Genomic DNA, 11,958 nt, shown 5'->3' on the forward strand with positions numbered 1-11,958 from the left:
GAGTGGATTATGAAACGAGAACTGGCCATCGAATTTTCGCGTGTCACCGAAGCCGCCGCGCTGGCGGGTTATAAATGGCTGGGCCGCGGCGATAAAAATACCGCCGACGGCGCAGCGGTTAACGCCATGCGCATTATGCTCAACCTCGTCAATATCGACGGCACCATCGTCATCGGCGAGGGCGAAATCGATGAAGCGCCGATGCTCTATATCGGCGAAAAAGTGGGTACCGGCAAAGGCGACGCGGTAGATATCGCCGTCGATCCGATTGAAGGTACCCGCATGACGGCCATGGGCCAGGCCAACGCGCTGGCGGTGATGGCGGTTGGCGATAAAGGCTGCTTCCTCAACGCGCCGGATATGTATATGGAAAAGCTGATTGTCGGCCCCGGCGCTAAAGGCGCCATCGATCTCAATCTGCCGCTGGAAGAGAACCTGCGCAACATCGCCCGCGCGTTGAATAAACCGCTCGACGAGCTGACCGTCACCGTGCTGGCAAAACCCCGCCACGACGCGGTCATTGCGCAACTGCAGCAGTTGGGCGTGCGCGTGTTCGCGATCCCCGATGGCGACGTGGCGGCCTCTATCCTTACCTGCATGCCGGATAGCGAAGTCGACGTGCTGTACGGCATCGGAGGCGCGCCGGAAGGTGTGGTTTCGGCGGCAGTGATCCGCGCGCTGGACGGCGATATGCAGGGCCGCCTGCTGGCTCGTCACCACGTGAAGGGCGATAGCGAAGAGAACCGCCGTATCGGTGAAAACGAACTGGCGCGCTGCAAAACCATGGGTATCGAAGCGGGTAAAGTACTGCGTCTTGATGAGATGGCGCGCAGTGATAACGTCATCTTCTCCGCCACCGGGATTACCAAAGGCGATCTGCTGGACGGCATCACCCGCAAGGGCAACATGGCGACCACCGAAACGCTGCTAATCCGCGGTAAATCGCGGACTATCCGCCGTATTCAGTCGATTCATTACCTCGACCGAAAAGACCCGGACGTCCAGCAACACATCCTGTAAAACATTTGATCAATCGAGCTTTCCAGCCTTTTCGGGCTGGAAATCTTCTCCCGTCGCGGTGAAGATAGACTGACGAGATTGAAAGGAGAGACGCAATGGCAAACTGGGTTACAGGTAAAGTTGTAAAAGTGCAAAACTGGACCGATGCACTGTTTAGCCTCACCATTCACGCGCCCGTTGAGCCGTTCACCGCAGGGCAGTTTGCTAAACTGGGCCTGGATGTTGACGGCGAGCGCGTGCAGCGCGCCTACTCCTATGTCAACGCCCCCAGCAATCCCGATCTCGAGTTCTACCTGGTCACCGTTCCGGAGGGTAAACTCAGCCCGCGACTGGCCGCGCTGAAACCCGGCGACGACGTTCAGATTGTCAGCGAAGCCGCCGGTTTCTTCGTGCTGGAAGAGGTGCCGGACTGCGACACGTTGTGGATGCTCGCCACCGGTACGGCGATCGGCCCCTATCTGTCGATTCTGGAAGAAGGGAAAGACCTGGATCGCTTCAAGAATCTGGTGCTGGTGCATGCGGCGCGCTATGCCGCCGACCTCAGCTATTTACCGCAAATGCGCGAGCTGGAGCAGCGCTACGCCGGCAAATTGCGTATCCAGACCGTGGTCAGCCGAGAGACAGCGGAAGGTTCGCTGACGGGCCGGGTGCCGTTCCTGATTGAAACCGGCGCGCTGGAAGAGGCGGTCGGCCTGCCGATGACCGCCGATACCAGCCACGTGATGCTGTGCGGTAACCCGCAGATGGTGCGTGATACCCAGCAGTTGCTGAAAGAGACCCGGCAGATGACCAAACATCTGCGTCGCCGACCGGGCCATATGACGGCAGAGCACTACTGGTAATCAGGCGTCCGCTTTCCAGCGGACATCCTGCGTCTCTTTGCCAAACTTATTTTCGCCCTGGGTGCCGACGAACGCGCCCAGGTCGATCAACATCATGACGATAATCAGCGTCGGTACAAAGCGCCCAACGCCCCACTGCCAGACCTGCGGCAACATCGCCCAGTTGCCCGCCAGCAGCATCCACGCCAGAATCATCAGCAGCGCCCAGAGGCCGGATCTCCCGCGATCGTGCAGACGCTTCACCACGACTGCCGCCGTCGGCCAGAGCAGGCAGACGAGAATAAACGCCGCGGTCTGTAAACTCAGCAAATTGCTGCCCGCGAGGGTAAACAGCGCGCTCATGGTCAACACCCAGATAACGATCCAAATCCAGAAATCCCGGCGGCCAATACGGCCTTTAATTGAGAATAACCACTGCTGTAGGGTCATGTTTTATTCCTTATCATCATCATTCGCGTAGTTTACCCTGAAGGCGTCACTTTTTGACAAGCGTGACGGTTCCCGTTTTAATCGTCGGCAGGCAAAAAAAGGAAAGATGGGCATGAAGAAGTGGGCAATCTTAAGTTTAATTGGGCTGACAGCGTTATCTGTCGGCCCGATGGCGTTGTCCGCAGAAACGGAATCCGCCGCCACCGCCCCCTATTTGCTACCCAGCGCGCCGATTTTTGATGTCAGCATCAGCGAGTTCCGCGAGAAATTTAATGCCGATAATCCGAAACTGCCGCTAAACGAGTTTCGTTCTATCGCCTCCAGCCGCGATAAAGCTAACCTGACCCGCGCCGCCACCAAGATTAACGAGAATCTGTATGCCTCTACCGCGCTGGAGCGCGGCACGCTAAAGATTAAATCAATGCAGATAACCTGGCTGCCGATTCAGGGGCCGGAACAAAAGGCGGCGAAAGCGAAAGCGCAGGAGTATATGAGCGCCATTCTTCGCGCCTTTGTGCCGACCCTAAGCCCACTGCAGAGCCAGCAAAAGTTGCAAAAACTGCTGACCGCCGGCAAAGGCAAACGCTACTACACCGAAACCGAAGGCGCGGTGCGCTATGTGGTGGCAGATCACGGGGAAAAGGGGCTAACTTTCGCCATTGAACCGATTAAGCTGGCGCTATCTGAAACGCTGGAAGACAACAATAAATGACAAAAAGCAAAGCCTTTCCAGTGACGAGTCTCTATACTGTTTCACAGACCATGCTGCCCTCTGGGGCGGCTATATTCCTTAATTCGCTTAGTAGCGTGGAGAATTAAAATGCGACATCCTTTAGTGATGGGTAACTGGAAACTGAACGGCAGCCGCCACATGGTAAACGAACTGGTTGCTAACCTGCGTACTGAACTGGCCGGCGTAAGCGGCTGTGCAGTGGCAATCGCGCCGCCGGAAATGTATCTCGACCTGGCTAAGCGTGCGGCAGAAGGCAGCCACATCCACCTGGGCGCGCAGAACGTTGACGTGAACCTGTCCGGCGCATTCACCGGTGAAACCTCCGCTGAAATGCTGAAAGATATCGGCGCGCAGTACATCATTATCGGCCACTCCGAACGCCGTACCTACCACAAAGAATCCGACGAGCTGATCGCGAAGAAATTCGCTGTACTGAAAGAGCAGGGTCTGACGCCGGTTCTGTGCATCGGTGAAACCGAAGCTGAAAACGAAGCGGGCAAAACTGAAGAAGTTTGCGCGCGTCAGATCGACGCCGTGCTGAAAACTCAGGGCGCAGCCGCTTTTGAAGGCGTGGTTATCGCTTACGAACCCGTATGGGCCATCGGTACCGGTAAATCCGCTACCCCAGCGCAGGCTCAGGCGGTGCACAAATTTATCCGTGACCACATTGCTAAAGCTGACGCTAAAATCGCTGAGCAGGTCATCATCCAGTACGGCGGTTCCGTTAACGCCGGCAACGCCGCAGAGCTGTTCACCCAGCCGGACATCGACGGCGCGCTGGTTGGCGGCGCATCCCTGAAAGCAGACGCTTTCGCGGTGATCGTTAAAGCTGCAGAAGCGGCGAAAAAAGCGTAATTCGCTTTCCCGGTGGTGAAACGCCGCCGGGGTTGCTGACAAATTCGCACGAGTAATAACCCGGCTTAGCGCAGCGCGAGCCGGGTTTTATATTATCGCTACAATTTCCCCAATAGCTGATACCACGCGTAATCCAACGGCAGCAAAATCAAATAGCTCACCGCCGCCAGCGCCAGACATAGCAACATCCCCGCTCTCGCCGGGACTTTACCTAATCCCATCGCCACCACGATCGGCGACGCTTGGTACGGCAGCAGCGGCGTGGAATAACCCAGCACCTGAATCATAATCACGCTCAGCAGCGGAAAGCCGGTCGCGTCGGCAAAGCTCTGCGCAAAAGTCGTATACAGCGCCGGGACGCCGTTAGCGGTCATAATAAAGTTCAGCGCGCTGGTAATTCCGGTCAGCGCCAGGAAGCTGGTGAACGGATTATCTTTATCCAGCGGCATCACCTGCAGCAGCGCGTTACCCACCGCGCCGCCAATCCCGGTTTGGGTCACGGTAATCGCCAGTCCCAAAATGCCGGCAACATAAATGCAGGTGCGCATATTCACCCCGCTGGCAAACTCCTCGCCGCTGATAAATCCCACTCGCGGCAGCAGCGTGACCACCGCTGCCGCCAGGCCGGTCCACGCCGGGCCGACGCCGTGCCAGCTCTCTGTCACCCATAACGTCAGTACCACCGCCAGTAGCCACGCCAGACGCTTTTCATCGCGGCTCATTGGTGCCTGCGGCGCCAGCTCGCGCGGCGGATGCGGCTTGCCGGGAAACAGCCAGCAGATCAACGCCACCAGCACCGCCCCTTTCAGCCAGCCAAGCACCGGCGTATGCAGCAGTAAATAGGGAACGTAATTCAGATGGATCCCGTAAGAGCCTTCCGCCGCCCCGCTCATCACCAGATTCGGCACGTTAGCGGGCAAAATGGTCGCAGAAAGCTGGAAGGTGCCAAAGCCCACCGCCAGCGCCAGGCCGTACCAGCCGCGCGTGCCGTCGGCGATCCCCGCGCGCCGGGCCATCGCCGCCACGATCGGCATCAACAGCGCGATGCGCCCCATGTTTGACGGCATCACGAACGCCAACGCATAACTCAGTAATACGACGCTGCCGACCATCCGCGGCCAGGAGTCGGTGAGCCGCGCCGATAGCGCCTGCGCCGCTCTATCCGCCAGTCCGGTCTTACGGATGGCGATCCCCAACACAAAGCCGCTGAACACTAGCCAGAACGCCGAGGAAGCAAAACCGCCGAAGATCACCTCCGGCGGAGCGATTTTGGTCATCATCGCCGCCGCGAAGAACAGCAGCGCGGTGATAAATTCCGGTAACAGTGAAGTCGCCCAGAGCACAATGGTGATGCCGACGATCAGCGAAGGGAGGAACAGCGGGTGGGTTAGCCAGAGCGACATGCCTGTCTCCTGTCGTTTTTTTCAGCAAGAATACGACGACAGGAAAGACAGGTAAACGCCAGAACTAGTGGTTTGCGTTAAGAATTGCGCAGCTATGATCCTGAATTTCTTCCGCCGAAGCACGGTTGAAAGTCAGCAGGTTACGTTCTGTCGCCAACAGCACCAGCGAGCCGTCGCTTTGACGCGCCATCGCTAACGCATAACGCCCCATATGTTCGCGCGCTTCCGGTACCTCTTCCGCCAGCATCAGGAACGGGCTGCGCTGAGCCAGCTCGGTTTCCGTTACCCGACGCGCCAGATATTGATGGCCCTGCAGACCGCCCGGCAAGGGTAGCCAGCGGCTGCTAATTGTCGCCGCATCATTATCTAACTGCGCGCGGACATCGGGACGCAGGCAGGAGATATGAATATGGAAGTGGTTTTGCGTGCGCCCGCTGCGCGAGTTAATCGCCAGCGATACCGCGTTATCATCAATTGGCGCGCCGCGGCGCTGGCTCATAATTTCGCGCCCCTGCCACGCCTGCCAGAAGAAATTCGGCGTCAGCGGATCCAACAGCAGCGGACTTTCGGTACCGTTAATACGGTAGGTCGGCATCAGCAGATATTGCAGCGGGCCGTTGCGATCTTTAAACAACACGTAGCCGCCTTTCAGGTTCACTTCCGCGCACGGCGACGGATTTTGATGTTGCTGCTGATTGGGTACGCACTGCTGCAGGACAATATGACGTAACGCGTTCGGGTTGCCGGAATGCAGCCAATAGTAGCCGCCAGCCAGCGCCGCCAGAATAACCACCAGCAGCGCCCATAAAAGGTATCTTACTCTTCTCATTATTGTTCCCTGTTAAGCCTGAACCGGAAGAGTAACGTAATTTGATGACTAAATAAAAACAGATGGCGGGCGGGGAGTTACCCCGGGTGGCGGCTGTCGCCTTACCCGGGATACCAAATGGCGCAGAACTGTATCCCTGCTAAGCGTAGCGCCAGCAGGGACAAGAGGATTAACGCTGGCTAATCTGGTCGAAGGTACCGCCGTTGGAGAAGTGCTCCTTCTGCGCTTTCGTCCAGCCGCCGAACTCCTGATCGATGGTAAACAGCTTCAATTTCGGGAACTCGTTGGCATATTTCTTCGCCACATCAGGATCGCGCGGACGATAGAAGTTCTTCGCCGCAATCTCCTGGCCTTCCGGCGAGTAGAGATACTTCAGGTACGCTTCCGCCACCTGACGAGTGCCTTTCTTATCCACCACTTTATCGACGACGGAAACCGTCGGCTCGGCCAGAATAGACTCGCTCGGCGTCACGATTTCAAACTTGTCCTTGCCCAGCTCTTTCGTCGCCAGCAGCGCTTCGTTCTCCCAGGCAATCAGCACATCGCCGATCCCGCGTTCGACGAAGGTGTTGGTAGAACCGCGCGCGCCGGAATCCAGCACTTCCACGTTTTTATACAGCGCCTTCACGAACTCCTGCGCTTTAGCTTGATCGCCGTGATTCTGATGCAGGGCGTAGCCCCATGCCGCCAGGTAGTTCCAGCGGGCGCCGCCGGAGCTTTTCGGGTTCGGGGTGATGACCGACACGCCAGGTTTAATCAGGTCGTTCCAGTCATGGATCTGTTTTGGGTTGCCCTTACGGACGAGGAACACGATGGTTGAGGTATACGGCGCGGAGTTATCCGGCAGGCGCTTCAGCCAGTTTTTATCGATACGGCCACGTTCAGCAATGGCGTCTACGTCGTAGGCCAGCGCCAGGGTGACGACATCCGCTTCAATCCCGTTGATAACTGACGTCGCCTGTTTGCCGGAGCCGCCGTGCGACTGACGAATCACCACGTTATCGCCGGTTTCCTGCTTCCAGTGCGCGCTAAACGCTTTATTATACTGTTCGTACAGCTCGCGCGTCGGATCGTACGATACGTTTAACAGCTGATAATCTTTTGCCAGCACGCTGGCGGATGCCAGCAACAGAGTTAACCCTACGCCCCACTTATTCATCGCACCGCTCTCTTTATGTCGTGTTGTGATGAACTAAGCGTGCCAGAAAGCGAATCAATGATTAAAGAATAAAAAAAGATTGGCTATAACCTGGAGATATAAAGCGGAGGATAAAGAAAACCCCCTCCCGGACGGGAAGGGGCGAGAAGCGATTAGACTTCTTCCATGCGGCCCAGCAGCGCCTGCAGACGATCCTGCCAGCCCTGCTGTTGTTCTCTCAGCTGGCTATTTTCACGCTCCAGCTCTTCACGACCGTGCTGCGCGCTCTGCACTTCCTGCGCCAGCGTGGTGTTCTTTTCTTTCAGCTCTTCGATTTCCATCTGCAACAGAGTGATGGTATCAATCGCCTGCTGAACTTTAGATTCTAATTTCTCAAACACTTCTAATGACATCGTCATACCTCTCCTGATCTTGCAAGGCGTTGATAGAAACTCGTGTTTCGTATACGCGGTCCCGCCTTAACGAATTAGCGCACAATAGCGGTGTTGTCGTCGATTGTATGAATCCCCGCCTCACCTGTCCAGCGACAACCCGCGCAGATTGCGGTTTGCAACACTTTTCAGTCTTTACCTGGTGCGTTCGCGGCAATTGCCCCGAACTTCTCTGGCGATTGTTAATCAATGAGATAACAAAATACGCAGAAAAAGGTGGGTAAATGTGCCGCAACACGCGTTTATGGCGCGAAAACGCTCATTTTCTTGACGAGGGACACAAATTTAAATTTCGATATTTCTCGTTTATGCTCGTTAACGATAAATTAACACTATGCCTACAAGGCACCGTGGTCGTCCACGACCAACATACTTACAATAATCACTTCGCTTCAGGATCCGATTATGAGCCAGACATCAACATTAAAAGGCCAGTGCATCGCAGAGTTTCTCGGTACCGGGTTGTTGATCTTTTTCGGCGTTGGGTGCGTAGCTGCGCTCAAAGTCGCAGGAGCCAGCTTCGGTCAGTGGGAAATCAGCATCATCTGGGGTCTGGGGGTGGCTATGGCTATCTACCTGACCGCGGGCGTATCCGGTGCGCACCTTAATCCGGCGGTCACCATCGCCTTATGGTTATTCGCCTGCTTTGATGGGCGCAAAGTTATTCCTTTTATTATTTCGCAATTCGCCGGCGCCTTTTGCGCTGCGGCATTAGTTTACGGGCTTTATTACAATCTTTTCTTCGATTTCGAACACACCCACAATATGGTACGCGGCAGCGTGGAAAGCCTTGAGCTCGCCGGTATCTTCTCGACCTACCCTAACCCGCATATCAATTTTGTGCAGGCCTTCGCGGTAGAAATGGTGATTACCGCTATCCTGATGGGCGTGATTTTAGCGCTGACCGACGACGGCAACGGCGTGCCGCGCGGCCCGCTGGCGCCGCTGCTGATTGGCCTGCTGATTGCCGTTATCGGCGCCTCCATGGGCCCGCTGACCGGCTTCGCGATGAACCCTGCGCGTGATATCGGACCGAAAGCCTTCGCCTGGCTGGCAGGCTGGGGCAACGTCGCCTTCACCGGCGGCAAAGATATTCCTTATTTCCTGGTGCCGCTGTGCGCACCGGTGGTCGGCGCGGCGCTGGGCGCATTCAGCTACCGCAAATTCATTGGCCGCCATCTGCCTTGCGACACCTGCGTCGAGGAAGAAAAAGAATCCGCTTCTTCCGCGTCGCAACAAAAAGCTTCGCTGTAATCTGACTACGGGACACCAATTATGACCGAGAAAAAATATATCGTTGCGCTCGACCAGGGCACTACCAGCTCCCGCGCCGTCGTGATGGATCACGACGCCAATATCGTCAGCGTGTCACAGCGTGAATTCGAACAAATTTATCCGAAGCCAGGCTGGGTTGAGCACGACCCGATGGAGATTTGGGCCTCGCAGAGCTCTACGCTGGTCGAAGTGTTGGCAAAAGCCGATATCAACTCCGACGAAATTGCCGCCATCGGCATCACCAACCAGCGTGAAACCGCCATCGTATGGGAGCGTGAGACCGGCAAGCCTATTTACAACGCTATCGTCTGGCAGTGCCGCCGCACCGCGGATATTTGCGAGCAGCTCAAGCGCGACGGCATGGAAGAGTACATCCGCAAAGCCACCGGTCTGGTGGTGGACCCGTACTTCTCCGGTACCAAAGTGAAGTGGATCCTTGACCACGTCGAAGGCGCCCGCGAGCGCGCCAAGCGCGGCGAGCTGCTGTTCGGTACCGTTGATACCTGGCTTATCTGGAAAATGACCCAGGGGCGCGTGCACGTCACCGACTACACCAACGCCTCGCGTACCATGTTGTTCAACATCCATGAACTGGACTGGGACGACAAAATGCTCGACGCGCTGGATATCCCGCGCGCCATGCTACCGGAAGTACGTAAGTCTTCTGAAGTGTACGGCCAGACCAACATCGGCGGTAAAGGCGGTACCCGTATTCCTATCTCCGGCATCGCCGGCGACCAGCAGGCGGCGCTGTTTGGCCAGCTGTGTGTGAAAGAAGGGATGGCGAAAAACACCTACGGTACCGGCTGCTTCATGTTGATGAACACCGGTGAAAAGGCGGTGACCTCAACCCACGGCCTGCTGACCACCATCGCCTGCGGCCCGACCGGCGAAGTGAACTACGCGCTGGAAGGCGCGGTGTTTATGGCCGGAGCGTCGATTCAGTGGCTGCGTGATGAAATGAAACTCATCAACGATGCCTTCGATTCTGAATACTTCGCCACTAAAGTGAAAGACACCAACGGCGTGTATGTGGTGCCGGCCTTTACCGGTCTTGGCGCGCCGTACTGGGATCCGTATGCGCGCGGCGCGATTTTCGGCCTGACCCGCGGGGTGAACGCCAACCATATTATCCGCGCCACGCTGGAATCTATCGCCTATCAGACGCGTGACGTTCTGGAAGCGATGCAGGCCGACTCCGGTATCCGTCTGCACGCCCTGCGCGTGGACGGCGGCGCGGTCGCCAACAACTTCCTGATGCAGTTCCAGTCCGATATTCTCGGCACCCGCGTGGAACGCCCGGAAGTGCGTGAAGTCACGGCGCTGGGCGCTGCCTATCTGGCCGGTCTGGCGGTCGGCTTCTGGCAAAATCTCGACGAGCTGCAGGAGAAAGCGGTGATTGAACGTGAGTTCCGCCCGGGTATTGAAACCACCGAGCGTAATTTCCGCTACAGCGGCTGGAAGAAAGCGGTGAAACGCGCGTTAGCGTGGGAAGAGCACGACGAAGCGTAAGATTGTGGAGGTATTCCCGGCTTGCGGCGTAAACGCCTTAGCCGGGCTACAAAACCCCAAACAGCACGATCTTGTAGCCCGGACAGGTGCGCAGCACCGCCTCCGGGTTTTTTATCAGCCAAATATCGGCAACAGCAGGTACAGCTTAATCACCAGCGCGTTGACGATGTCGATAAAGAACGCCCCCACCATCGGCACCACCAGGAAAGCCATATGCGACGGGCCAAAACGGTCGGTAATCGCCTGCATATTGGCAATCGCCGTCGGCGTCGCGCCAAGCCCGAACCCGCAATGACCGGCTGCCAGCACGGCGGCATCATAGTTCTTGCCCATCATCCGGTAAGTCACAAACACCGCATACAGCGCCATCGCCACCGCCTGCACCGCCAGAATAATAATCATCGGCAGCGCCAGCGACGCCAGTTCCCACAGCTTGAGGCTCATCAGCGCCATCGCGAGGAACAGCGACAGGCTGACGTTGCCCAGTACCGATACCGCGCGGTCAAACACGCGATACAGCCCAGCCAGCGCCAGGCCGTTGCTGAGGATCACGCCGATAAACAGCACGCAGACGAAGGTCGGCAATTCAAACACGGTGCCTGCCAGCAGTTGCGCAACCACCTTACCTACGGTCAGGCAGATAGCGATCAGCGCAATGCTTTCAATCAGCACCAGCGAGGTGATCATGCGGCCCATATCCGGCTTCTCAAACGCCGTCGGCGCCAGTTGGTCGTCCGGCGTACCGTCCGGCGAGGAAGAGTGCTTCACCAGATAACGCGCCACCGGCCCGCCGATTAGGCCGCCGAGCACCAGGCCGAAGGTTGCGCAAGCCATGGCGACCTCGGTGGCATTCGCAAAACCGTAGCGCTCAACGAATAATTTACTCCACGCCGCCCCGGTGCCGTGGCCGCCGGAAAGTGTGATAGAACCGGCCAGCAGACCCATCAGCGGATCCAGCCCCAGCAGCTTCGCCATGCCGATACCGAGAGCGTTCTGCAGCAGCAGCAGGCCCACCACCACAATCAGGAAAGTGCCAAGCACTTTGCCGCCCGCCCGCAGGCTGGCAAGGTTAGCGTTAAGGCCGATAGTGGCGAAGAATGCCAGCATCAGCGGGTCCTTCAGGCTCATATCGAAATCGATTTCGATATCCATGCTTTTTTTCAAAACCAGCAGCGCCAGCGCCACCAGCAGGCCGCCAGCGACGGGTTCAGGAATGGTATATTTTTTGAGGAATGGGACGTTCTGAACGAGCTTTCGCCCTAAAAGCAACACCATGGTTGCGGCAACGAGCGTCGATAAGGTATCGAGATGCAACATAAAAAAGAGCTCCTTATGGGCGCATGATTCATTCACACGCGACGGTATTCCCGGTGTCGATTACTTCTCATCTTGAGGAGTTGGAGAGCGATTTTAAGCAGAAGCGCGCAAAAAATGACAGAAAAAGATATTTTGTATTAGCGTTGATGCGAT

The 11,958-nt window shown here is 56.9% G+C and carries 12 protein-coding genes; 6 read left to right on the plus strand and 6 right to left on the minus strand.

Translation table 11 applies throughout. The features are described 5' to 3' along the window. The first annotated feature begins 9 nt into the window (after positions 1-9). Both glpX and fpr read left to right on the plus strand, forming a co-directional pair. A complete protein-coding gene (glpX, locus tag ABLV17_RS02650; protein WP_308957643.1) occupies positions 10-1,020 on the plus strand; it encodes a class II fructose-bisphosphatase in 1,011 nt (336 codons plus the stop codon). A 95-nt stretch (positions 1,021-1,115) separates the two neighbouring features. Further along, complete coding sequence (fpr, locus tag ABLV17_RS02655; protein WP_032709404.1) at positions 1,116-1,862, plus strand: ferredoxin--NADP(+) reductase; 747 nt, start codon at positions 1,116-1,118, stop codon at positions 1,860-1,862. Here the strand turns inward: fpr and ABLV17_RS02660 are convergent, their stop codons facing one another. Then, a complete protein-coding gene (locus ABLV17_RS02660) occupies positions 1,863-2,291 on the minus strand; it encodes a DUF805 domain-containing protein (RefSeq protein WP_015369138.1) in 429 nt (142 codons plus the stop codon). It abuts the gene before it with no gap. Positions 2,292-2,403: 112 nt separating this feature from the next. Here ABLV17_RS02660 and ABLV17_RS02665 point away from each other — a divergent pair, with 112 nt between their 5' ends. Both ABLV17_RS02665 and tpiA read left to right on the plus strand, forming a co-directional pair. Next, on the plus strand, positions 2,404-3,003 hold the full coding sequence (locus tag ABLV17_RS02665) for a DUF1454 family protein (RefSeq protein ID WP_015369137.1): 600 nt from the start codon (positions 2,404-2,406) through the stop codon (positions 3,001-3,003). 108 nt (positions 3,004-3,111) lie between these two features. Further along, positions 3,112-3,879, plus strand: a complete 768-nt coding sequence (gene tpiA / locus ABLV17_RS02670) for a triose-phosphate isomerase (protein ID WP_002922909.1) — start codon at positions 3,112-3,114, stop codon at positions 3,877-3,879. A gap of 98 nt (positions 3,880-3,977) precedes the next feature. On the opposite strand, the gene ABLV17_RS02675 is transcribed toward tpiA, so the two are convergent. The 4 genes from ABLV17_RS02675 to zapB form a co-directional block, all read right to left on the minus strand. Beyond that, positions 3,978-5,282 carry an SLC13 family permease gene (locus ABLV17_RS02675; protein ID WP_032709408.1) on the minus strand — a complete coding sequence of 435 codons (1,305 nt, stop codon included), beginning with the start codon at positions 5,280-5,282 and terminating at the stop codon, positions 3,978-3,980. A gap of 64 nt (positions 5,283-5,346) precedes the next feature. Continuing rightward, a complete protein-coding gene (locus tag ABLV17_RS02680) occupies positions 5,347-6,111 on the minus strand; it encodes a CDP-diacylglycerol diphosphatase (RefSeq protein ID WP_087858922.1) in 765 nt (254 codons plus the stop codon). A gap of 169 nt (positions 6,112-6,280) precedes the next feature. After that, entirely contained in the window at positions 6,281-7,270 is a 990-nt protein-coding gene (locus ABLV17_RS02685; protein ID WP_015369134.1) for a sulfate ABC transporter substrate-binding protein, read from the minus strand. 152 nt (positions 7,271-7,422) lie between these two features. Then, positions 7,423-7,668, minus strand: a complete 246-nt coding sequence (gene zapB, locus ABLV17_RS02690; protein ID WP_020077673.1) for a septal ring assembly protein ZapB — start codon at positions 7,666-7,668, stop codon at positions 7,423-7,425. A 438-nt stretch (positions 7,669-8,106) separates the two neighbouring features. On the opposite strand from zapB, the gene ABLV17_RS02695 reads away from it, so the two are divergent. Together ABLV17_RS02695 and glpK are read left to right on the plus strand one after the other, a co-directional pair. Continuing rightward, the gene (locus tag ABLV17_RS02695) at positions 8,107-8,955 is read left to right on the plus strand and encodes an MIP/aquaporin family protein (protein WP_213317608.1); all 849 of its coding nucleotides are present in this window, start codon (positions 8,107-8,109) and stop codon (positions 8,953-8,955) included. Positions 8,956-8,976: 21 nt separating this feature from the next. Further along, entirely contained in the window at positions 8,977-10,488 is a 1,512-nt protein-coding gene (glpK, locus tag ABLV17_RS02700) for a glycerol kinase GlpK (RefSeq protein WP_015369131.1), read from the plus strand. 114 nt (positions 10,489-10,602) lie between these two features. On the opposite strand, the gene gltS is transcribed toward glpK, so the two are convergent. After that, positions 10,603-11,805, minus strand: a complete 1,203-nt coding sequence (gltS, locus tag ABLV17_RS02705; protein WP_015703819.1) for a sodium/glutamate symporter — start codon at positions 11,803-11,805, stop codon at positions 10,603-10,605. Positions 11,806-11,958 lie beyond the last annotated feature (153 nt).

Origin of the sequence: Klebsiella sp. CN_Kp091, assembly GCF_040065095.1 — a bacterium.
GTDB lineage: Bacteria > Pseudomonadota > Gammaproteobacteria > Enterobacterales > Enterobacteriaceae > Klebsiella > Klebsiella aerogenes.

What these genes read in the sequence shown, in the direction of transcription:
- glpX (WP_308957643.1), top strand. Translation starts at nt 10, where the DNA reads ATGAAACGAGAACTGGCCATCGAATTTTCGCGTGTCACCGAAGCCGCC.
- fpr (WP_032709404.1), top strand. Translation starts at nt 1,116, where the DNA reads ATGGCAAACTGGGTTACAGGTAAAGTTGTAAAAGTGCAAAACTGGACC.
- ABLV17_RS02660 (WP_015369138.1), bottom strand. Translation starts at nt 2,291, where the DNA reads ATGACCCTACAGCAGTGGTTATTCTCAATTAAAGGCCGTATTGGCCGC.
- ABLV17_RS02665 (WP_015369137.1), top strand. Translation starts at nt 2,404, where the DNA reads ATGAAGAAGTGGGCAATCTTAAGTTTAATTGGGCTGACAGCGTTATCT.
- tpiA (WP_002922909.1), top strand. Translation starts at nt 3,112, where the DNA reads ATGCGACATCCTTTAGTGATGGGTAACTGGAAACTGAACGGCAGCCGC.
- ABLV17_RS02675 (WP_032709408.1), bottom strand. Translation starts at nt 5,282, where the DNA reads ATGTCGCTCTGGCTAACCCACCCGCTGTTCCTCCCTTCGCTGATCGTC.
- ABLV17_RS02680 (WP_087858922.1), bottom strand. Translation starts at nt 6,111, where the DNA reads ATGAGAAGAGTAAGATACCTTTTATGGGCGCTGCTGGTGGTTATTCTG.
- ABLV17_RS02685 (WP_015369134.1), bottom strand. Translation starts at nt 7,270, where the DNA reads ATGAATAAGTGGGGCGTAGGGTTAACTCTGTTGCTGGCATCCGCCAGC.
- zapB (WP_020077673.1), bottom strand. Translation starts at nt 7,668, where the DNA reads ATGACGATGTCATTAGAAGTGTTTGAGAAATTAGAATCTAAAGTTCAG.
- ABLV17_RS02695 (WP_213317608.1), top strand. Translation starts at nt 8,107, where the DNA reads ATGAGCCAGACATCAACATTAAAAGGCCAGTGCATCGCAGAGTTTCTC.
- glpK (WP_015369131.1), top strand. Translation starts at nt 8,977, where the DNA reads ATGACCGAGAAAAAATATATCGTTGCGCTCGACCAGGGCACTACCAGC.
- gltS (WP_015703819.1), bottom strand. Translation starts at nt 11,805, where the DNA reads ATGTTGCATCTCGATACCTTATCGACGCTCGTTGCCGCAACCATGGTG.